This is a genomic window from Arthrobacter sp. 01T428, from assembly GCF_056398685.1.
In genome coordinates, this window is record NZ_JBFTPW010000013.1 from 100,270 (window position 1) to 120,170 (window position 19,901).

17 protein-coding genes are annotated in these 19,901 nt (G+C 64.4%); 8 read left to right on the forward strand and 9 right to left on the reverse strand.

The genetic code is table 11. From position 1 onward, the window contains the following. Nucleotides 1-8 precede the first annotated feature (8 nt). Nucleotides 9-1,430, reverse strand: coding sequence for an NAD-dependent malic enzyme (locus AC1DJB_RS15285; protein ID WP_441433296.1), 1,422 nt, complete (start codon nucleotides 1,428-1,430; stop codon nucleotides 9-11). A 210-nt stretch (nucleotides 1,431-1,640) separates the two neighbouring features. Here AC1DJB_RS15285 and AC1DJB_RS15290 point away from each other — a divergent pair, with 210 nt between their 5' ends. After that, a complete protein-coding gene (locus tag AC1DJB_RS15290; RefSeq protein ID WP_059389461.1) occupies nucleotides 1,641-2,396 on the forward strand; it encodes an IclR family transcriptional regulator in 756 nt (251 codons plus the stop codon). Between the two features lie 163 nt (nucleotides 2,397-2,559). On the opposite strand, the gene AC1DJB_RS15295 is transcribed toward AC1DJB_RS15290, so the two are convergent. The 4 genes from AC1DJB_RS15295 to pucL form a co-directional block, all read right to left on the reverse strand. Next, a complete protein-coding gene (locus AC1DJB_RS15295; protein WP_441433297.1) occupies nucleotides 2,560-4,122 on the reverse strand; it encodes an NCS1 family nucleobase:cation symporter-1 in 1,563 nt (520 codons plus the stop codon). A gap of 154 nt (nucleotides 4,123-4,276) precedes the next feature. After that, nucleotides 4,277-5,101, reverse strand: coding sequence for a MurR/RpiR family transcriptional regulator (locus AC1DJB_RS15300; RefSeq protein WP_441433298.1), 825 nt, complete (start codon nucleotides 5,099-5,101; stop codon nucleotides 4,277-4,279). Nucleotides 5,102-5,220: 119 nt separating this feature from the next. After that, nucleotides 5,221-6,711, reverse strand: coding sequence for a nucleobase:cation symporter-2 family protein (locus AC1DJB_RS15305; protein ID WP_476910559.1), 1,491 nt, complete (start codon nucleotides 6,709-6,711; stop codon nucleotides 5,221-5,223). A gap of 218 nt (nucleotides 6,712-6,929) precedes the next feature. Then, nucleotides 6,930-7,844 carry a factor-independent urate hydroxylase gene (gene pucL / locus AC1DJB_RS15310; protein ID WP_441433299.1) on the reverse strand — a complete coding sequence of 305 codons (915 nt, stop codon included), beginning with the start codon at nucleotides 7,842-7,844 and terminating at the stop codon, nucleotides 6,930-6,932. A gap of 416 nt (nucleotides 7,845-8,260) precedes the next feature. On the opposite strand from pucL, the gene AC1DJB_RS15315 reads away from it, so the two are divergent. Continuing rightward, the gene (locus AC1DJB_RS15315) at nucleotides 8,261-8,437 is read left to right on the forward strand and encodes a hypothetical protein (RefSeq protein ID WP_172465634.1); all 177 of its coding nucleotides are present in this window, start codon (nucleotides 8,261-8,263) and stop codon (nucleotides 8,435-8,437) included. Nucleotides 8,438-8,568: 131 nt separating this feature from the next. Here the strand turns inward: AC1DJB_RS15315 and AC1DJB_RS15320 are convergent, their stop codons facing one another. Together AC1DJB_RS15320 and AC1DJB_RS15325 are read right to left on the reverse strand one after the other, a co-directional pair. After that, on the reverse strand, nucleotides 8,569-9,336 hold the full coding sequence (locus AC1DJB_RS15320; protein WP_441433300.1) for a DUF2510 domain-containing protein: 768 nt from the start codon (nucleotides 9,334-9,336) through the stop codon (nucleotides 8,569-8,571). Nucleotides 9,337-9,376: 40 nt separating this feature from the next. Next, nucleotides 9,377-10,939 (reverse strand): 8-oxoguanine deaminase, encoded by a 1,563-nt coding sequence (locus AC1DJB_RS15325; RefSeq protein WP_307053945.1) that lies wholly within the window; start codon nucleotides 10,937-10,939, stop codon nucleotides 9,377-9,379. Between the two features lie 220 nt (nucleotides 10,940-11,159). Between AC1DJB_RS15325 and AC1DJB_RS15330 the strand changes: the two genes are divergently transcribed. The 5 genes from AC1DJB_RS15330 (at nucleotide 11,160) to AC1DJB_RS15350 (ending at nucleotide 18,488) form a co-directional block, all read left to right on the forward strand. Beyond that, nucleotides 11,160-11,654, forward strand: a complete 495-nt coding sequence (locus tag AC1DJB_RS15330; protein WP_476910560.1) for a nucleoside deaminase — start codon at nucleotides 11,160-11,162, stop codon at nucleotides 11,652-11,654. Nucleotides 11,655-11,669: 15 nt separating this feature from the next. Next, complete coding sequence (locus AC1DJB_RS15335) at nucleotides 11,670-13,241, forward strand: NCS2 family permease (RefSeq protein WP_441433309.1); 1,572 nt, start codon at nucleotides 11,670-11,672, stop codon at nucleotides 13,239-13,241. A 290-nt stretch (nucleotides 13,242-13,531) separates the two neighbouring features. Then, on the forward strand, nucleotides 13,532-14,722 hold the full coding sequence (locus AC1DJB_RS15340) for an XdhC family protein (RefSeq protein WP_441433302.1): 1,191 nt from the start codon (nucleotides 13,532-13,534) through the stop codon (nucleotides 14,720-14,722). Beyond that, nucleotides 14,713-15,651, forward strand: a complete 939-nt coding sequence (locus AC1DJB_RS15345) for an FAD binding domain-containing protein (protein WP_441433303.1) — start codon at nucleotides 14,713-14,715, stop codon at nucleotides 15,649-15,651. Before AC1DJB_RS15340 ends, AC1DJB_RS15345 begins: the two co-directional genes overlap by 10 nt. A gap of 2 nt (nucleotides 15,652-15,653) precedes the next feature. After that, nucleotides 15,654-18,488, forward strand: a complete 2,835-nt coding sequence (locus AC1DJB_RS15350; RefSeq protein ID WP_441433304.1) for a molybdopterin-dependent oxidoreductase — start codon at nucleotides 15,654-15,656, stop codon at nucleotides 18,486-18,488. Nucleotides 18,489-18,556: 68 nt separating this feature from the next. Here the strand turns inward: AC1DJB_RS15350 and nboR are convergent, their stop codons facing one another. Then, entirely contained in the window at nucleotides 18,557-19,186 is a 630-nt protein-coding gene (gene nboR, locus AC1DJB_RS15355) for a nicotine blue oxidoreductase (RefSeq protein ID WP_441433305.1), read from the reverse strand. Nucleotides 19,187-19,388: 202 nt separating this feature from the next. Here nboR and AC1DJB_RS15360 point away from each other — a divergent pair, with 202 nt between their 5' ends. Then, nucleotides 19,389-19,580, forward strand: a complete 192-nt coding sequence (locus tag AC1DJB_RS15360) for a YegP family protein (protein ID WP_059389468.1) — start codon at nucleotides 19,389-19,391, stop codon at nucleotides 19,578-19,580. Nucleotides 19,581-19,637: 57 nt separating this feature from the next. Here the strand turns inward: AC1DJB_RS15360 and AC1DJB_RS15365 are convergent. Continuing rightward, on the reverse strand, nucleotides 19,638-19,901 hold a 264-nt coding region (locus AC1DJB_RS15365; protein WP_476910561.1), incomplete at its 5' end, for a hypothetical protein.

Sequence of the window (19,901 nt, forward strand, 5' to 3'; positions counted from 1 at the left end):
GTCCTTTCCTAGAGAGCGCCGGCGGCCTGCGTTTGCTGCTTCCGCGCGTTTGCGTTTGCTGCATTTGCTACGGCTGCGGCGACGTCGGCTGCAACGTGGGGGTCGAAGACGCTGGGGATAATGTAGCTCGCATTCAGTTCATCATTTGCGACCCGGTTGGCGATAGCCTCTGCCGCGGCCACGAGCATTTCCGGGATGATGTCCGATGCTCCGGCGTCGAGCAGTCCGCGGAAGAAGCCCGGGAAGGCCAGCACGTTGTTGATCTGGTTGGGGAAGTCGCTCCGGCCGGTGGCCACCACCGCTGCGTGCTTGGACGCGATCACCGGGTCGATTTCCGGGGTGGGGTTGGCCATGGCGAACACGATCGCGTCCTCGGCCATCGAGGCGACCTGCTCTTCGCCGATCACGTGCGGAGCGCTGACGCCGATGAAAACGTCAGCACCCTTGAGGGCTTCGTGCAGCGTGCCGGAGAATCCGGCCTCGTTGGTGTTCGCGGCGATCCAGGAACGGTGCTCGTCGTCGTACTTTTCGCCCGAGTGGATAGCGCCGGAGCGGCCGGCGGCGACGATGTGCTGCGCGCCCTGCGCCTTGAGGAGCTGGATGATCGCAGAGCCGGCAGCGCCGACGCCGGAGACAACGATCTTGACCTCGGACAGCTTCTTGTCCACCACGCGCAACGCGTTGACGAGGGCCGCGAGGGTGACAATCGCCGTTCCGTGCTGGTCGTCGTGGAAGACGGGGATGTCCAGCTCGTCGCGGAGCCGCTTCTCGATTTCGAAGCAGCGCGGGGCTGCGATGTCTTCAAGGTTGATGCCGCCGTAGACCGGAGCCATGGCCTTGGCGATCATGATGATTTCTTCAGTGTCCTGGGTGTCCAGGCAGACCGGCCAGGCGTCGACGTTGGCGAACTGCTTGAACAGCGCGGCCTTGCCTTCCATGACAGGCAGTGCCGCGGCCGGGCCGATGTTGCCCAAGCCAAGGACGGCCGAACCGTCGGTGAGGACGGCGATGGTGTTCCGCTTGACCGTCAGGTTGCGGGCAGCTGCCGGGTCCTCGGCGATGGCGAGGCAAACGCGAGCGACGCCGGGAGTGTAGGCGCGCGAAAGGTCGTCGCGGTTGCGCAGGGCCACCTTCGGGACGACCTCGAGCTTGCCGCCCAGGTGCATGAGGAAGGTGCGGTCCGAGACGTGCTGGACCGTGACGCCGTCGAGCGCGTTGAGGGCGTCCTTGACGCGGTTGGCGTGGTTTTCGTCCGTGGTGTTGCAGGTGACGTCAACAACCAGGGTGTCGTGGTGCGACTCGGTCACATCCAGCGCGGTGACGGCCGCACCGGCAGCGGCGACCGCAGCGGCCAGCTCGCTCGTGGCAGTGAAGCTCGACGGCGCGGCGACGCGCAGGGTGATCGAATTTCCGGGGCTCGGGTTCGCCATTGAATTTCCTCCTCGTACAGGCCCATAGCGGGCCTCCGCTCAAACCGAATGTTTTCGTATTATGGATATTATTATCTACAAAGTGGAAACACAAGCCCTGATCGGCAGGCAAGCATTCCGGCGTCGCGTGCTGTATCTTGAGTGTTCTAAGCAATTCTTTTCACGATGCGGATAAGAGTTGTCGGATTCCGAGCCATAGGAGACAACGGAATGGCTGAAAAGCCCTCGGGAGGCGTGCAGTCCGTCGAGCGCGTCTTCGAACTGCTGGAACTCATCACCGACGCCGGCGGAGACGTCACGTTGAGCGAACTATCGTCGTCGACAGACCTGCCGCTCCCCACCATCCACCGCCTGCTGCGCACTTTGGTGTCCCTCGGCTACATCCGGCAACTGCCCAATCGTCGCTACGCGCTGGGCCCCCGGCTCATCCGGCTTGGCGAAGGCGCCAACAAGCAACTCGGAGCACTGGCCCGCCCCCAGCTGAAGTCCCTCGTGGACCGGCTCGGCGAAACGTCCAACATGGCCGTGCTGGATTCCGACATGGTCATCTACGTTGCCCAGGTTCCGTCCCTGCACTCCATGCGCATGTTCACCGAGGTGGGCCGCCGCGCCCATACGCACGACACCGGCGTCGGCAAGGCCATCCTGGCCCAGTTGGACGACGAAGTGGTCCGCGGGATCGTGGCCCGCACGGGCATGCCGACTCCCACGGCGAAGAGCATCGGGGACATCGATTCCCTGCTCGCCGATTTGAACCGGATCCGCGAACGCGGCTACTCGATCGACGAGGAAGAGCAGGAAATCGGCGTCCGTTGCTTCGCGATGGCTGTGCCCAACGCTCCGACGCCCACGGCTATTTCGGTTTCCGGACCGGTGTCCCGCGTGGACCAGCACTTCGCCGACCGCGCCGTGCCGTTGCTGCGCGAGGCCGCGCTCGCGATCTCGGCCGAGCTGAACCAGAACTAACCGTCCCGGACGCTCGCTCACCTATGTGGGGTTTTTGGCGGACGCTCGCTCACCTATGTCGGGTTTCGGGCAGACGCTCGCTCACGGGGTGAGCGAGCGTCCTGGAATTTGGCCCTATAAGTGAGCGAGCGTCCGGCGGTTTCTGTTTGATGACGGCGGGCGCTCAGGCGAGGGCGCCGTCGTTCACTTCGACGCCGTTAGGCTCCAGGTTGATCATGGGGGATCGCTTTTCGAAGTACCAGAAGGTCAGCAGGCCCAAGGCACAACCGAGGAACCAGCTGTAGTTGCCGATCCAAGTTGCGTTGACTGTGGTGGCTCCGGAGTCAAGGAGCGCTTTGGGAATCAGGACCGAGGCGATCGACACTACGCCGCTGATGGCCACTGACTTGACCGCGTTGGGGTTGTAGCCGTTGCGGAACCAGTACTTGCCGCTTGGCTTCATCGTGTACATGTCCTCAACCCACACCTTCTGCTTTCCCACGAGGTAGTAGCCGGCGATGAGGATGCCGAAGAGCGGGCCGATGAGCGCCCCCAGAACGCCGAGCGTGTAGTGGATGGCGTCGTCGTTCGAGTACCAGTTCCACGGGGTGAGGATGACGGATCCGACGGCGGCGATCATGCCGCCCATGCGCCAACTGATTTTCTGCGGGCTCACGTTGGAGAAGTCGAACGCCGGCGAGATGAAGTTGGCCACGATATTGATGCCCACGGTCGCGATGACAAAGGTCAATCCGCCGAGCAGCACGGCGAACACCGAATCGATTTCCTGCACGGTCTTGACCGGGTCCGTGATGAGGTGCCCAAAGACCGGGGTGGTGGCCGACGCCGTGATGACCGTGAGCAGCGAGAAGAACAGGAAGTTGACGGGCAAGCCCAGGAGATTGCCCTTCTTGACGGCCTTGAAGCTCTTGCCGTAACGCGCGAAGTCGCCGAAGTTGAGCATGGGGCCGGAGAAATACGACACCACCAAGGCGATCGCGGAGATCATGACCGGGATGGACGCAGCGAAGTCGAGCGGTTCGCCGGCGGAGAGGTTGAGGCTGATGTTGCTGACGCCGGCCTTGGATACCAAGTAGATGGCGAGAACCAACATGACAACGTAGACGGCCGGTCCGGCGAAGTCGATGAATTTGCGGATGCTTTCCATTCCGTTCCAGAACAACGCGGCCTGGGCTACCCAGAGGATTCCGTAGCAAATCCAACCCAGGGCAGAAAGGCCAAGGAAGCCGTACTGATGGACGTCGTACAACGGCTTCATGGCCGGGAAGAACTTGAGGAACACGATCACCAGGGCTTCGGAGGCCAGGAAAGTCTGCACTCCGTACCAGGCGACAGCGATGAGACCGCGGATGATGGCCGGGATGTTGGCACCTTTGACGCCGAAGACGGCCCGGTTGATCACGGGGTAGGGGACGCCGGTCTTCTGACTGGGCTTCGCCACGAGGTTGCAAAACACCTGGACAATCACGATGCCCACCAGCAGGGCCACCAACACTTGCCAGCTCGCCAGGCCGAGGGCAAAAAGGCTGCCCGCCGTCACATAGCCGCCGATGCTATGGACGTCCGACATCCAGAACGCGAACAGGTTGTAGCTGCTCCAGCGCTGGTTGTTCAGGGGCACCAAGTCTTCGTTGCTGAGCCGCGGGTCACGGCGTGTGGCGGCTTCATCAATCGGGTGGCCAAGTAGGGTGCCGGTCTTCTCTGGGGCGAGTCGTGCTTCGGCCATCGGTTCCTCGAATCAGGGTTTTCCACGACCGGGGCAGTCGTTTCACTGGTTCAATTCAATGGAACAGATGTTTCAGTTCAGTTTCCGGACCGCTAACTTTTCTTTACGCTTGGCGCCGGGCCCGGCGAGCGAGCCGAGCACGGCCGCCTTCGGACTACCGTCGCTCGATCTCTTCCAGTGAGTCGAACAGCCCGGTGATTTCCCGGACGCGATCCCTTCCTGAACGGCCCTTCGCCGCCAACACGCCGTTCGCGAGGACGCTCACGAGGCACATGGCCGACGCATAGCTGTCAAAGGCGGCGCTGCCCTCCACAGGGCATTCGATCCAGACGGAGGCGTCGGCCGCCAGCCAGCGCGCGCTCGGGTCTCCGATCAAGATGGTGCTCGCGCCGGTGGCGGTAGCGGCCTTCAGGACACGGTCGAAACGGTCGGGCCTGCGCCGGAATCCAAGCAGAACCACGACGTCGTTCCCGTCCAGTCCGGCGAGCTCCTCGCCCACGCTTTGGCCCGGCTGAGGGGCCAGAGCCACCGACGAACGGCACTGGAGAAGCTGCTGCCGGAAATGGAGGGCGACAGGGAAACTGTTGCGGAAACCGATCAGAAGGACATTCCGGGCCTCAGCCAGTTGTTGTGCCACCTTGAGGAGGCGATCGTCGTCGAGCGTATCGAAAAGGCGGTCCAGGTTCTGCTGCTCCTGTGCCAAATGCAGGGGGATCCCGCCGTCGGCCTCCTGCCTGGCGAGCGGCACTCCGCTGGACCTCAGGCTCCGGGTGTGTTCCTTGACCTCGTTGAAATCGGCGAATCCCAGGCGGCGGAATAGCCTGCTCATGGTGGCCTTGGAAACGCCGCTAAGCTGGGCGAGCTCGGCCGCGTTGTAGACCGCAAGGTCGCCCAAGCGGTCCAACAGGGTATCCGCGGCCTTTTGCTCCTGCGGCCCAAGCTCCGAGTAGTGTTGTTCGATTCGCTCATCGATCCTCATGAAACAACCGTCTCACGCGGACCCGTAACTAGCGCGAAATGGCAGGTGCTGCCCCATTCCTTGGCTGAGGAATAGGGGCAACACCTGCCAGTTCGGCGCAGAAAGGCGCTTTAGAACCGTCAGTGCTCGACGGCGGTGGACGACGTGAGTGGCACTTCCTTGCCCTCGGCCTCGATCAGTTTGCCGTTCTCGAACCGGTCGCCGTTCGCAAGGCACGCAATGTCCGATTCGGTGACCACGCGTCCCGTGCCTGCGACGAACACGGACTGGTTGTCCGAGTTGCCGGCCTTGAAGTGGTTGAAGAGCACGTTCAGCAGGATGGCCATGATGGCGGCCGAGCTGATGCCCGAGTGGAAGATCGTGGAGAACCAGGACGGGAACTGGTCGTAGAACTTCGGGGCGGCGATCGGGATCATGCCGAAGCCGATGGACGCCGCCACGATGATCAGGTTCATGTTGTTGCGATACTCCACCTTGGAGAGCGTCCGGATGCCGCTGGCGGCCACGGTTCCAAAGAGTACGACGCCGGCGCCGCCCAGGACGGGCGTCGGAACCGCTGCGACTACTCGCCCGAGGACTGGCAGCACGCCGAGAACCACCAGGATGAGTCCGCCGGCGCTGACCACGAAGCGGCTCTTGATGCCGGTGATGGCCACGAGGCCGACGTTCTGGGCGAAGGCGCTCTGGGTGAAGGAGTTGAAGAGGGGTGAGACGGCGCTTGAGAGCATGTCCGCGCGTAGTCCGTTTCCAATGCGCTTGGAGTCGACCTTGGTGCCCACGATTTCGCCAACTGCGATGATGTCCGCCGAGGTCTCGGTCAGGGTGACCAGGATGACGATCAGCATCGAAACGATGGACGCGATTTCGAAGGTGGGAGCACCGAAGGCGAACGGAGTGGGGAAGGCAACGATCGGACCCTGGCCGACCTTGGAGAAATCTGCCATGCCCGTGGCGAGGGCGATGACGGTCCCGATAGCCATGGCAAGGAGGATGGACAGGCGGGAGATGGCCGCGTTGCCGATCTTGCTCAGGAGCAGGACGATTCCCATCGTGGCCGCGGCGAGTCCGATGTTCGCCATGCTGCCGTAGTTGGGTGCCGCGCTGTTGCCGCCCATGGCCCAGTTCGCTGCGACGGGCATGAGGGTCAGTCCGATTGTCGTGATGACGGTACCCGTGACCACAGGCGGGAAGAATTTGATGATCTTGGAGAAGAGGGGAGTGATCGCCAGGCCGATCAAGGACGCCACAATGACTGAGCCGAACACCGCCTGGATCCCGCCGCCCCCGTGGACGATCGCCACCATGGTGGAAACGCCGGCGAAGGACACGCCCTGGACCAGCGGCAGCTGCGATCCGAAGAACGGGATGCCGATGGTCTGAAGAATGGTGGCGAGGCCGCCGACAAACAAGCAGGCCGCGATCAGGAGGCCGATGTCCTGCGAGGACATGCCCGCGGCGGCTCCGATGATGAGCGGCGGGGCGATGATGCCGCCGTACATGGTCAAGACGTGCTGGAAGCCGTAGGCGAACGTGCTCCCGATCGAGAGGCGCTGGTCCTCGGGGCGGGCTGGCCCGGACCCTGCGGGGCGGGTTTTCTTCTTGGTGTTCATGGCAGACTTTCTTGGTTCATGGCAGACGTCTTTGTCTGGCTAACGTTGTCTGGCTAACAAGGTGGTTTTGGGTACGGTCGCCCAACTGACTCGCATTTGATGTCGTTTTGAGGCTCCAAAACGACATCAAATGCGAGGGCCCACGCCGCCAGGGTTCCCTGGCCGAGCTTGCGAGGCGAGGGAGGCGGTGGGGACCAGTTGGGCGGGTGTTTAGAGGCTTAGCAGAAGCCGGCGATGCCGTTCCACGCAGCCGGGGCCGGTGTGGTGTTATCGCGCTGGACCGTGGCTTCGATCAAACCGTACGGGCGGTCGGCGGCGAAGAAGACCTCGTTGGGGTTGTCGAGGCCGAACGGGCTGAGGTCCACCAGGAAGTGGTGCTTGTTGGGCATCGAGAACTTGATCTCGTCCACTTCGCTGTGGGCCTCGAGGACCTTCTTGCCCATGTCGAACAGGGTCTGCTGCAGGGCGTGGGAGTAGTTCTCCGTGAAGCCTTCCAAGAGCAGGGCCTTGATGTCCTCGTAGCTCTTGTTGAAGTCGGTCCCGGCAGCGTCGAGCCCGGTGTTGTAGCGCCAGCGTGCCGAGACGTCGGTGGCGAGGATGCGGTCCGTGGTCTCGGGCAGCGTGGTGTACCGGTCGCGGGGGTAGCCGACGAAGCCGGACTGCGTGGTCTTGAGGACGGTCAGGTCCTTGAGGCCCGAGATGACGTGCGTTGTGTTGCCTTCGCGGACCACGACGGCGGTGCGGACTTCCTGCCCCTTGCGGACAAAGCTGTGGTCGTGTTCGGAGCCGTGTGCCTGGATGCGCTCCCAGGTGTAGGCCTCGGCTTCCCAACGGCCGCCCGTGACCCACTCAAAGCCCGAGGTGAAGTGTTCGCTCAAGCGCAGGAGGAAGGCTTCGGGGGAGCCGATGCCGTCGCGGGCAAAGGCGTAGATGGTGTTCTTCTGGGTGTCCGTGGCGACGACGTGTGCGTTGTCGCCTTGGAGGTGCGCAGCCTGGAAGTCGCCACGCAATTGCGAGGTGACGTTCAGGTCTTCGATCTGGTGGCGGTCGGTGTCGCGGGTGACTTTGACGACGCGGACTTCAGCCTTGCCGTACTGGTTGTCGCCGAGGACGATCTTGTTGCTCATGGTCATATCCCAACTTCTATGAGGTGGAACCCCTAAGGTCCACCAATGAAATTAAGCGCGTGTTTCGTACGCGTTTCTGGTGGAGCCGACCCAACAAAAAAGAGCCGGCATCCGTTGATGCCAGCTCATTACGACCCTGCCTGCTGCTCCCAGGTTACGTGACCTGCGCCACGAATTGAAGAAAGCGTAGCCCACCTTTGCCAGTGGTGTACATCACTTCTGGAGAATCGTTATCTACTTTCCGAATGTGACCGACGGCGGTTGGCGGCAGGGGCGCGGCCCCGCGGACACCCCTTGACGCGGTTCGGGAATCCCCTCTACCATTTCCATATAACAAAAAATGTTTTCCAAGATGTGGAAAGTAACGAAGAGCTTCAACCGCATCGCCACGGAGAACTTGAGCGCATGAAATAGGAGGACAGATGGACTCGCAGGATAAGAACAACGTCGTGGAATTCCCGGCGCCCGGCCAGGAACTGTACCTGCCGTTCGGCGCCACGGACCCCGACTTCTACATTCCGGCCGACTGTGACCGCACGCCCGGGACTTTCTCCCGTTGGTTGCGTGCCCTTCCGGTGTTCGGCCGGCAGCGTTCCTAGGGCTCCTGCCCCTGGGAATGAGGGACTCTGCGCAACAGAGCCAAAAAGGCGGGCGGCACCTGGGGAGGTGCCGCCCGCCGCTTCGGGTTGACCGACAAGTAGCGTCGCGGACAAATATCTGCCCGGCGAAGCTACATTGGCAGGGCCTTGGCGATCGTCGAAATGATCATGCTCGCTTTGACGGACACCAGGATCAGGCTCAGGGCAGTCAGGCCAATCAGTGCCCAAACCGGCGCGAGTCCGCGCTGCGGGGCGACCTTGTGGACGATCACTGAACGGCCCACGACGTAGACTCCGGCGCCGAGGAAGGCCCATGCCCAATGGAACGGGCGGACCACCCCGTCCCTTTGCAACTTTTGCCAGTCGAGGTAGGACAAGAGGACGCTGACCCCGTAGATGAGCCAGCCTGAAATGACCAGCAGGAAATAGGGAACGCTGAACGCGCTTGGATCGAGGGTGGGTACGCGCCGAGCGCCGACATACCGCAGGTGGAAGACCGGGTTCCAGAGCAACAGGATGATCAGGGTGATCACCGGCAGCAGGGTGACGAGCCAGATGAACGGATTGTAGACCGGCGTCCCCCTGCTGATTTCCGGGCGCGGCGCGGGCTGGACCGATCCCGCGTATTGCGGAGGCCCCCCGTATTGCCCGGGCCTTGCGGCCGCGGGCCACGCCGCGCCGGGCTGACCTGGGCCGGCCTGACCCGCGCCGGCCTGGCCTGCGCCGGGCTGAGCTGGGCCGGCCTGACCCCCGCCAGCCTGACCCGCGCCGGCCTGGGCCGGCGGGTTCCACGCGTTCCCGGTCCAGGCGTTACCGTCCCACCACCGTAGTTGCCCGGAGCTCGAGGGGTCCGGGTACCAACCTGGAGGAGTCGGCGTGTTGTGCTGGGGGACGGTCATGATGTGCCTCCTGATCTACGACCTAATCGAGAGGCTACTCCTAACCCCTGATGATTTTCTGTGCGGCGGCTGAATGTTTGGCAATAAGTTCCGGGATGTCCAGACCGGGAATTTGCCCGTCCACAACGCGCCATTTACCGGCCACCATGACGCGGTCGGCGCGGTCCGCCGCGCAGAGCAACAACGCCGCGACGGGATCGTGGCTGCCGGAGAAGCGCAGCCCGTCGAGCGTGAACAAGGCCAGGTCGGCCTGCATGCCGGGAGCGATCTGCCCGATGTCCGTGCGGCCCAGCGCTGCAGCGGAGCCCCGCGTGGCCCAACCGAGGGCGCGCTCCACCGGGACGTCCGCGCCGTAGCGCAGCCGCTGCAGGTACAACGCCTGCCTCGCTTCGAGGATCATGTTGGAGGCATCGTTCGACGCCGAACCGTCCACTCCCAGCCCCACGGGAACCCCGGCGGCCTCAAGTTCCAGCACCCGTGCGGTGCCCGACGCGAGCCGCATGTTCGACGTCGGGCAATGCGCGACGGCGGTGCCCGCGGCACCCAGCCGGGCGATCTCGTCGTCGTCGAAATGGATGCCGTGGCCAAGCCAGGTGCGTTTTCCAAGCCAGCCGACGCTGTCCAAATAGTCCACGGTGCGCAGCCCGAACATCTCACGGCAGAAATCTTCCTCGTCGATGGTTTCCGCGAGGTGGGTGTGGAGCCGGACATCCAACCGTTCGGCCATGGCGGCGCTCTCGGCCATGATTTCCCTGGTCACGGAGAACGGCGAGCAAGGGGCCAAGGCGATCTGGATAACCGCTCCGTCTCCGCGCTCGTGATACTTCCCGATCAGCCGTTCGCTGTCCGCGAGGATCACCTCCGGACGCTGCACGGTGGAACGCGGCGGCAGGCCGCCGTCGTCCTCGCCGAGCGTCATGGACCCGCGGGTGAGAGTCGCGCGCATGCCGAGTTCACGCACGACGCCGACCTCGACGTCGATCGCGTCCTCAAGTCCTGCGGGGAAGAGGTAGTGGTGGTCGGCTGCCGTGGTGCAGCCGGAAAGCAGGAGTTCCGCGAGCGCTACCTTCACGGCAAGCTCGAGGCTGTCCGGCGTCAACCGCGCCCATACGGGATACAGGTTCTGCAGCCAGGGGAACAGGGGAGCGTTGGCTACTGGGCCCCAGGCTCGCGTGAGGGTTTGGTAGAAGTGGTGGTGCGTGTTGATGAGCCCGGGAAGCAGGACGTGGCTGCCGGCGTCGATCGTTTCATGGCAGGGCGCGGATGGACGCTTTCCTGCGGGGACGAGCTCTGCGATTTTCCCATCGCTGACCACGATGCCGCCGCGGGCGTCGAGGCCATTGGCGGTGAACACTGCGAGGGGATTCTTGATCCAGAGCCGGGAAGAGCTTGGATCCGTTGCCGGGGCTGCTGGCTGGAAATCGGATGTCTGGGACACGGGGATCCTTGTCTGGTCGGCGTAGTTGCGTTCCAGCTCAGTGGTTCCTGTCTGCTGATCCAGGTTCCGGAGGTCAACCCTGCCGGTGGCACCCAGCGTAGGTGGCTCCCCGAAGTGCGTCAATGTGACCGGCGGCGAAACGCTCCCCTGCCGGGCACCAAGCATGAATTTCACATGTTGAAACTTTTTTTCCAGAAACTATGGCGCGGCTCACACCACCGGTGCTAATCTCAATTTGCCAAAGGCGGGCACCCGGACTCCGGGAAGCTATCTACCAGGCGAAACCTTCAAAAGCACATGCTGAAGCCTGGTAATCGCAGCACTGGTCTGTCATGTTCAGATGCCTCCCTGGTTACAGGCTTCCTCAGCACTAAGGAAGTCGCACATGAGTACCACCGTCACGGCCGAACATTTCTTGGCCACTTCCATTGAGCTGGCAACAGCCAATGTCCTCAACAGCGGCGGGCCGTTCGGCGCCGTCATTGTCACCGCGGATGGCCGCGCCTTCGAAGGCGTCAACCGGGTCACCGCTACCAACGACCCCACGGCCCACGCCGAGGTCACCGCCATCCGCAATGCGTGCCGCGAACTCGGCACCTTCGATCTCAGCGGGGCAACCCTCTACACGAGCTGCGAGCCATGCCCCATGTGCCTGGCCTCGGCGCTCTGGGCCCGCATCGGAAAGGTGGTCTTCGCAGCAGACCGGCACGACGCAGCATCCGTCGGCTTCGACGACGCCGTCTTCTACGAATACTTCGAGAACGAGGACCGGGACACGCTCATGCCGGTCACCAAGCTGGAACTGGGCGACCCCCAGGCCCTGGCCATCCTGGAACCCTTCAACACCTGGAACACGCTTGACTCCAGGATTGACTACTAGGGCCCGGTGGCTGAAATGACAATCCTGGACCCCGCAGAAATGCGAACGGCAACTGAAAAGCAGGCTGCGCCTTCCGGCGCAGGGCAGACAGAGGCACGCGAAAAGCACACGGCAACCGGACTGGCACAGCGGGGCAGCAGCCCCAGGCCCCCCGCGTCGAACTCCTTCCTGGATCGTTTCTTCCAGATCACCAAGCGTGGCTCCACGCTGGCCCGCGAATTCCGCGGCGGCATCGTCACGTTCTTCACGATGGCCTACATCGTTATCCTCAACCCACTGATCCTCGGCGGATTCTCAGCCCAGAACGCACCCACGGATGTGGCCGGCGGATGGTTATCCGCGGCGCAAGTGGGGGCAGTCACCGGCCTGACCGCCGGTGTCATGACGGTCCTCTTCGGCCTGATCGCGAACCTGCCGTTCGGGCTCGCCGCGGGCCTGGGAATCAACTCGTTCCTGGCAGTAGCCGTGATCCATGAGGTCACCTGGCCGGAAGCCATGGGCCTGGTGGTCATCAACGGCATCCTGATTGTCCTGTTCGGCGTCACAGGTGCCCGGACGGCGATCTTCAAGGCCGTCCCCAAGGAACTCAAGGCCGCCATCACCGTTGGCATCGGCCTGTTCATCGCCTTCATCGGCTTCGTCGATTCCGGCTTCGTCCGCGCCACCAAAGGCGGACCGCCGGTTCAACTCGGCAACGATGGTTCCATCACCTCAATACCAACCCTTGTTTTCATCGTCGGTCTGCTGGTCATGGGAATCCTTGTGGCCCGTAAGATCCAGGGCGGCCTCCTGATCGGAATCGTCGCCACCACGGTCCTCGCCGCCGTCGTCGAGGCCGTCATGCACATCGGGCCTGGCAGTGCCGCCAATCCCGGCGGCTGGCACCTCAACACCCCGGTATTGTCCGGCCAGCTGGTTTCGGCCCCGGACTTCAGCTTGGTGGGCCACTTCGACCTCTTCGGCTCGTTCTCGCGGATCGGCGGACTGGCGGCCACGATGCTGGTGTTCACCCTGGTGTTCACCAACTTCTTCGACGCCATGGGCACCATGACCGGCCTCGCCAAGAGCGCCGGCGTGGCCTACAAGGACGGGACGTTCCCCAAGCTCAAGTCGGCCTTCATCGTCGAAGGCCTGGGCGCGGTAGCCGGCGGCGCGACGTCGGGCTCGTCCAACACCGTGTACATCGACTCCGCTGCCGGGATTGGCGAAGGCGCCCGCACCGGCCTGGCGTCGGTAGTCACCGGGCTGTTGTTCCTGGGTTCGATGTTCCTGACCCCGCTCACCAGCGTGGTTCCGCTCGAGGTCGCAGCCGCGGCCCTGGTGGTGGTGGGCGCCATGATGATGGCGCAGATCCGCGAGATCAAGTTCTCCAAATTCTCCGTGGCCCTGCCCGCTTTCCTCACCATCGTCACCATGCCGCTGACCTACTCCATCGCCAACGGTATCGGCGTCGGATTCATCTCCTGGGCCGTGATCCACGCGGCTTCCGGGAAGGGCAGGAAGGTCCATCCGCTCATGTGGGTGGTGACCGTCGGCTTCTTGGTCTACTTCGCCCGCGGGCCGATCAGCGCGCTGATGGGAGCGTAGCCGGCCGTTGAGACGGCGGTCCGGCCGCAAATCACCGCAATGAATAGGCGTCCGCCGATCGTCACCAACCGCATCATGCGGACGACGACGGCGGGCGGCGGTGAGGTGCGGCCGCTCCGCTAAGGACCGGGGTGGGAAATGAGAGGCCCGCCCCGGTCCTCTTCACGCAACGGGTCGCCTGTTTACCCGAAGCTCTCCTGTACAGACGCAAGGAATGAGAATATGAGGCAAGATCGCACACTGCCCCGGGCGGGTTTCCGGTCCGGGACCTCGGTAAAGGAGGTGTTGCCATGCTGGAATTGATGCCCTCGCTGGGCACATGGCGGCCCGCGGTCTCCGGGCAGCGATGCGCCGTTGCCACCATCGTGGCCGCGGGAGGCTCGGTCCCCCGGCCCCTCGGCACGTCCATGCTGGTTTCCGAACACGGCGATGTCCTTGGCAGCCTCTCCGGGGGCTGCGTGGAAGGCGCCGTGGTGGAGGCTGCCCTTCAAGCAATGCACGACGGCGGCAGCCGCCTCGAGTCGTTCGGCTACAGCGCCGAGGACGCGTTCGCCGTCGGGCTCACGTGTGGCGGCGAGTTGGAAGTCCACATCCAGCCGACCGGGCCAGCCGGCCTGGACCCGGCCTTGTTGAATGCCTCTTCAGGAGGCTCTTCCCTGGCACTCATCCGCAGGCTCGACGCTGCGGGAGGCGCAGTCGTCGTCCCTGATCCGGCGGGTTTTTCCGCCGCCGGTTCGCGGGAACTTTCAGACCTTCTTGGCGGGGATGACGCCGTGATCCGCGCGGCCGCGGCCCAGCTAGAACCCCTTCTGCATGGAGGCCGTGCTGGCCTGGTGCGGCTCGCCCCGGCCGAAGGCTGCGGAGGTTCCGTGCCGGAAGCCGAACCCATCACCCTGTTCGTGGAAACCCGCTTGCCCGCGGCCCGCATGCTGATCTTTGGCGCCAACGACTTCGGCGCGGCCTTGCTCCCCGCCGGGAAACTCCTGGGCTACGAGGTCACTCTGTGCGATGCGCGGTCCGCTTTTTCGAGCCAGGGCCGTTTCCTCGCCGCCGACCACCTCGTCACGGCCTGGCCGCACCGCTACCTTGCCGCGGAAGCAGCCGCCGGCCGGATCGATTCCCGCACTGTCGTGTGCGTGCTGACCCACGATCCCAAATTCGATATCCCCCTGCTGGAAACAGCCCTCGATCTGGATCTCGCCTATGTGGGAGCCATGGGTTCCAGGCGCAGCCACCGGCAGCGGATCGATGGACTGCTTGCCTGCGGCATCCCGACAGATGCCCTCGAACGCCTGCATTCGCCGATCGGATTGGATCTCGGCGCAGTGACTCCCGCGGAAGTGGCCGTGTCCATTACCGCCGAAATCCTCGCGTCCCGCGCGCCGCGCCCGGCCTCCGCCGTGGGTTCGCTCAAGGACGGCGCAGGACCGATCCATCAGACCAACACCCCCGAACAAAGCAAGGTGACCCCATGGACATGAACACCATCGAGTCCGTGGTTGCCACCACGGATCCAGGCCAGTGGCGCGAGGGCGACGCCTGGCTTGCCGGCGGCACGGTCCTGTTCTCCTACGGCAGCCCCGTGGGCAGCGAAGAACCGCTCAAGCGGTTGCTCGATCTGGGCCACGCGGGCTGGCCGGCCGTCACCGTGGGCGACGCAGGCATTGAACTGGCCGCCACCTGCACCGTCGCCGAGCTTTACGCCCTGCCCATGTCGGACGCCGTGGCTGGCCGGAACTGGCCGGGACTGGATCTTTTCCGTCCGTGCTGCGACTCTTTCGTAGCCTCGTTCAAGGTGTGGAACATGTCCACCGTTGGCGGCAATGTGTGCACATCACTCCCCGCCGGGCCCATGATTTCGCTGTGCGCCGGCCTGGATGCCAAGGCCACCATCCTCGGCCGGCACGGCAGCAGCCGTACCGTGCCAGTGGCCGAGTTCGTCACCGGGGACGGGAAAAACTGCCTGGCGCCAGGCGAGCTACTTCGCAGCATCCAGTTGCCGGCGTCGACCTTGTCGGCGAAGGTGGCCTTCCGCAGGCTCTCGCTCAGCAACCTCGGGCGATCCGGGGTGCTGCTGATCGGAAGGCTCGACGCCGATGGCGGCCTGGTCCTCACCGTCACCGCCGCGACCAAACGGCCCGTGCAGCTGCGGCTCGCCGCCGCGGAGTTGCCCGACGCCGGGCGGCTGGCCGCCGCCGTCGGGCATTCAATCCCTGCGGAGCTGTACCACGACGACATCCACGGGCTCCCGGAATGGCGCCGCGACATGACGTTCCGCCTTGCGGAGGAGATCCGGACGGAGTTGCTTGATCCGGTTCCGGCCGGACCGCCCACCGTCTCGGGCGATTTCTGGCCGCCGCACGCCACCTCGCCGCAACCATCCACCCAAGCCGCACAGAAGGAGGCCTGAGCATGGCAATCGAGATCAACGGAACAGCCACCGAGGCCGCTCCACGCCCGGGCCAGTGCCTTCGGACGTTCCTGCGCGAACAGGGTAACTTCGGCGTCAAGAAAGGGTGCGACGGCGGCGACTGCGGCGCTTGTACCGTCCACGTGGACGGCATACCCGTGCACAGTTGCATCTACCCGGCCGTCCGCGCCGAAGGACACTCGGTCACCACCATCGAGGGGCTCTCGAACGGGGAAGAGCTTCATCCCGTGCAGCAACAGTTCCTCGATAACCAGGGCTTCCAGTGCGGTTTCTGCACGGCCGGCATGATGATGACGGCCGCCACCTTCGACGAGGAACAGAAAGCCAACCTCCCCCGAAACCTCAAGGGAAACCTGTGCCGCTGCACGGGTTACCGCTCCATTGCGGACGCAGTGTGCGGTGACGCCGGCGACGGGCAAAACACCTCCGACGGCGGCGCCGCGTCGCAGTCCGGCGCGGGATCAAAGGGTTCAGGTCAGCTCGGCGACAACGTTCCCGCCCCGGCGGGGCGCGCCGTCGTCACCGGCACCGCCCGCTACACCCTCGACGTCCCGGCAGAACAGCTCCCTGGCCTGCTGCACCTGAAGCTGCTGCGCTCGCCACATGCGCATGCCCGGATTGTCTCCATCGATGCGACGGCGGCCCTCCAAGTACCCGGCGTCGTCGCGGTTTTCACGCATGAGGACGCGCCGGGCCGGTTGTTCTCCACCGCCCAGCACGAGCTTTACACCGATGATCCCGACGATACCCGCGTCCTCGACAACGTAGTGCGCTTCATCGGCCAGCGGGTGGCCGCCGTCGTCGCCGAATCGGTGGGCGCAGCGGAAGCCGGGGCCCGGGCCATCAGGGTGGAATATGAACTCCTTGACGCCGTCTTCTCGCCACAGGACGCGTTGCTGCCGGGTGCGCCCGCGATCCATGGGGAGAAAGACGGGGAAACGGCACGGATTTCCCGCCCGCAGAACAACGTCGTGGCGGAGGTCCATTCCGAGCTGGGGAACGTCGAAGCCGGCTTCGCGGCGGCCGACTTCATCCACGAGAACACCTACCAGACCCAGCGGGTCCAGCACGTCGCGATGGAAACGCACTGTTCCATCGCGTGGGTGGAGCCCTCCGACAATCCGGGGGAGGACCGGCTCATGGTGCGTTCCTCCAGCCAGGTCCCGTTCCTGGTCCGGCGCACCCTTGCCCGCGTGTTCGACCTTCCCGAAGACCGCATCCGCGTGGTGGCAGGCCGCGTGGGAGGCGGGTTCGGCGGCAAGCAGGAAGTGCTCGCCGAGGACCTCGTAGCCATGGCGGCACTCAAGCTGCGCCGGCCGGTGCAGGTGGAATTCACCCGCACCGAGCAATTCACCTCCACCACCACGCGCCACCCCTTCACTATTAAGGTCAAAGCAGGGGCGAGCAATGACGGCCAGCTGACGGCGATGCAGCTGGACGTGGTCACCAACACCGGCGCGTACGGAAACCACGCGCCCGGAGTGATGTTCCACGGTTGCGGCGAGTCCCTGGCCGTCTACAAATGTGCCAACAAGAAAGTGGATGCGCAGGCCGTCTACACCAACACAGTCCCGGCCGGCGCCTTCCGTGGCTACGGACTGAGCCAAATGATCTTCGCGATCGAATCCGCCATCGACGAGCTCGCCGTCGGAATCGGCATGGACCCCTTGGACTTCCGGCTCAAGAACATGGTCCGGCCGGGTGACCACATGCTCTCCACGAACCCGGAACCGGAAGAGGACGTTTACTACGGGAGCTACGGACTGGACCAGTGTGTGGCTCTGGTCCGGGATGCCCTCGAGCGGGGCGATAAACGCTACCGGGATGCCGGCCTCGACAACTTCGGCCCGGGGTGGGTCACGGGCGTGGGGTCCGCGCTGTCCATGATCGACACGGTTCCGCCCCGCGGCCACTTCGCCCACACGCGCCTCAGGCTCCTGCCGGACGGTACGTTCGACGCCGCCGTCGGGACCGCCGAGTTCGGCAACGGCACCACCACGGTCCACGCCCAACTGGCGGCGACCGCCCTGGCCACGACGGCGTCGAACGTGGCCGTGCGCCAGTCCGACACGGACCTCGTGGAGCACGATACCGGCGCATTCGGCTCCGCTGGAACCGTGGTGGCCGGGCAGGCAACCTTGCTCGCGGCGCAGGAGCTCGCGCTCCGGATCCGGGCTGTGGCGGCCGCGTTCGCCGGTGTGCCGGAGGCGGACTGCGTGCTCGAGGACGGTGCGGTGCGTTGGGGTGAGCGGGTGGTTCCCTTTACCGAGGTGTACGACGCCGCACAGCAGCAGGGCATGGAACTCGCCACCGAAGGGCGTTGGGGCGGAACTCCGCGTTCGGTCGCCTTCAACGTCCACGGATTCCGGGTGGCCGTGAACACCGGCACGGGGGAACTGAGGATCCTGCAGAGCGTCCAGGCGGCCGATGCCGGCGTCGTGGTCAATCCACGGCAGTGCCGAGGCCAGGTGGAAGGCGGAATCGCCCAGGCGCTGGGTGTTGCGCTGTATGAGGAAGTCCGCGTGAACGACGCCGGCGAGGTCACCACCGACATCCTGCGGCAATACCACATCCCCTCTTTCGCGGACGTGCCACGCAGCGAGGTCTATTTCGCGAAAACGAACGACCAGATGGGGCCGCTCGGTGCGAAGTCCATGAGCGAGAGCCCGTTCAATCCCGTGGCACCCGCGCTGGCCAACGCCATCCGGAACGCCACCGGGGTGAGGTTCGCGGCGCTCCCCATCGCCCGGGACAAGATCTACCTGGCGCTGAAGGACGCCGCCGCCTCCACCCCTACCCAACTGACTCGCATTTAATGTCGTTATCGAGCCTCATGACGGCATCTACTGCGAGTTAGTTGGGTGGCCGGGCCGCGATGGGGGGGCTAGTCGCGGAGGAGGTGCAGCTTGTCCTTCGTGTCCACGTCGGCACCGTCGGTGAGGTCGCTGCAGTCGACGACGTCCACCAGTCCGGGGTGCGCCTTGAGGAAACGGCGTGCCCCGGCGTCGCCGACCGCGGACTCCGCGACCTCGGCGCGGAGGCCGACGTCGATGATCAACGGGTGGCCGCGCCTTAGCTTTGTTGTGTGGCCACCGTCGAAGGCGGCTTCCGGGTATCCCGCCGCGGTCACCCGGCCGGCTTGGTGCGCTGCTAACAGCCTGGCGACGACGGCGGGGGTCACCCCAGGTTGGTCCACCAAAGTCACCATGACATTGTGGCCGTGTGTAGCTGCCGCAATGCCGGTGCGGAGCGAGCTGGCCATGCCGGCTGCCCACTCCGGGTTGTCGACGACGAGGTACTGGTCCAGCTCCGTAGCGCGACGGACCCGCTCGGCTCCGGCACCGAGCACTACGACTACCTTGAGGCATCCGCCGTCGAGCAATGTCTTGGCGAGCACTTCCACCAAGGTCCGGCCGCGGAAGGGCAGCAGCGCCTTGGGGCCGAGTCCCAGGCGAGTCCCTGCGCCGCCGGCCAACAATACACCGGTGGTGGCTACGGGGCTGGAATCGTTCATGGGGTTCACCTTATCCATGTGCCTTCGCGGGGTCTCTAGGTTCACCTTGCACTCCAATATAGGTCTACCGAAAGAGGTTGAATATTACCCATGGGTAGGCCTTCTGGCAGACTCCCATGGCCGATATTCTCTTAGGGACTTCACGAGAGTCAGTGGTCATCGAAGGGGATGCAATGACGCATCCGCGGTGGAAAGAGGGTTTATGTCTGGCATTTTCGAAATTCTGGCAGCTGGGGAGCAATCGTTCCGTTTCCGGTTGAAGGCCGATGATGGAACGGTAGTGGCGGTGTCGCCCAAGTTCCCGGATATTGCGGCCCTTGTGGCCGGTATCAACGCAGTCAGGGAGAATGCCGCCACAGGATTCGTGGTGGATCGGCGCTCGCTCGGAGCGTAGCAATAAATCGGCGGTAGTGCTCAAGGAGCACTACCGCCGATTCTTATTTAAAGCTGTTTAGGAGTCGCCCCCCGAACCGCCGGTGGTGCCGGCGGTCACGTCGAGGAGCTTGTACCGGTCAATGGCGTACGACGGCGCACTCGGGTCAACCTCGCCCCTCGCCGCGAGGAGCTGCAGGGTCTTCACGACGATGGAGTGGGTGTCGTTTTTGAAGAAGCGGCGTGCGGCTTGGCGGGTGTCGGAGAATCCGAATCCGTCGGCGCCGAGGGAGGCGAATTCGTTGGGGATGAATTGGCGGATCTGGTCCGGGACGGCTTTCAT

Coding starts and splice junctions, on each gene's coding strand:
- AC1DJB_RS15340 (WP_441433302.1), top strand. CDS start 13,532: ATGCTGGAATTGATGCCCTCGCTGGGCACATGGCGGCCCGCGGTCTCC.
- AC1DJB_RS15285 (WP_441433296.1), bottom strand. CDS start 1,430: ATGGCGAACCCGAGCCCCGGAAATTCGATCACCCTGCGCGTCGCCGCG.
- AC1DJB_RS15350 (WP_441433304.1), top strand. CDS start 15,654: ATGGCAATCGAGATCAACGGAACAGCCACCGAGGCCGCTCCACGCCCG.
- AC1DJB_RS15305 (WP_476910559.1), bottom strand. CDS start 6,711: ATGAACACCAAGAAGAAAACCCGCCCCGCAGGGTCCGGGCCAGCCCGC.
- AC1DJB_RS15315 (WP_172465634.1), top strand. CDS start 8,261: ATGGACTCGCAGGATAAGAACAACGTCGTGGAATTCCCGGCGCCCGGC.
- AC1DJB_RS15300 (WP_441433298.1), bottom strand. CDS start 5,101: ATGAGGATCGATGAGCGAATCGAACAACACTACTCGGAGCTTGGGCCG.
- AC1DJB_RS15290 (WP_059389461.1), top strand. CDS start 1,641: ATGGCTGAAAAGCCCTCGGGAGGCGTGCAGTCCGTCGAGCGCGTCTTC.
- AC1DJB_RS15330 (WP_476910560.1), top strand. CDS start 11,160: ATGAGTACCACCGTCACGGCCGAACATTTCTTGGCCACTTCCATTGAG.
- AC1DJB_RS15345 (WP_441433303.1), top strand. CDS start 14,713: ATGGACATGAACACCATCGAGTCCGTGGTTGCCACCACGGATCCAGGC.
- nboR (WP_441433305.1), bottom strand. CDS start 19,186: ATGAACGATTCCAGCCCCGTAGCCACCACCGGTGTATTGTTGGCCGGC.
- AC1DJB_RS15325 (WP_307053945.1), bottom strand. CDS start 10,939: ATGCTTGGTGCCCGGCAGGGGAGCGTTTCGCCGCCGGTCACATTGACG.
- AC1DJB_RS15320 (WP_441433300.1), bottom strand. CDS start 9,336: ATGACCGTCCCCCAGCACAACACGCCGACTCCTCCAGGTTGGTACCCG.
- AC1DJB_RS15360 (WP_059389468.1), top strand. CDS start 19,389: ATGTCTGGCATTTTCGAAATTCTGGCAGCTGGGGAGCAATCGTTCCGT.
- AC1DJB_RS15335 (WP_441433309.1), top strand. CDS start 11,670: ATGACAATCCTGGACCCCGCAGAAATGCGAACGGCAACTGAAAAGCAG.
- pucL (WP_441433299.1), bottom strand. CDS start 7,844: ATGACCATGAGCAACAAGATCGTCCTCGGCGACAACCAGTACGGCAAG.
- AC1DJB_RS15295 (WP_441433297.1), bottom strand. CDS start 4,122: ATGGCCGAAGCACGACTCGCCCCAGAGAAGACCGGCACCCTACTTGGC.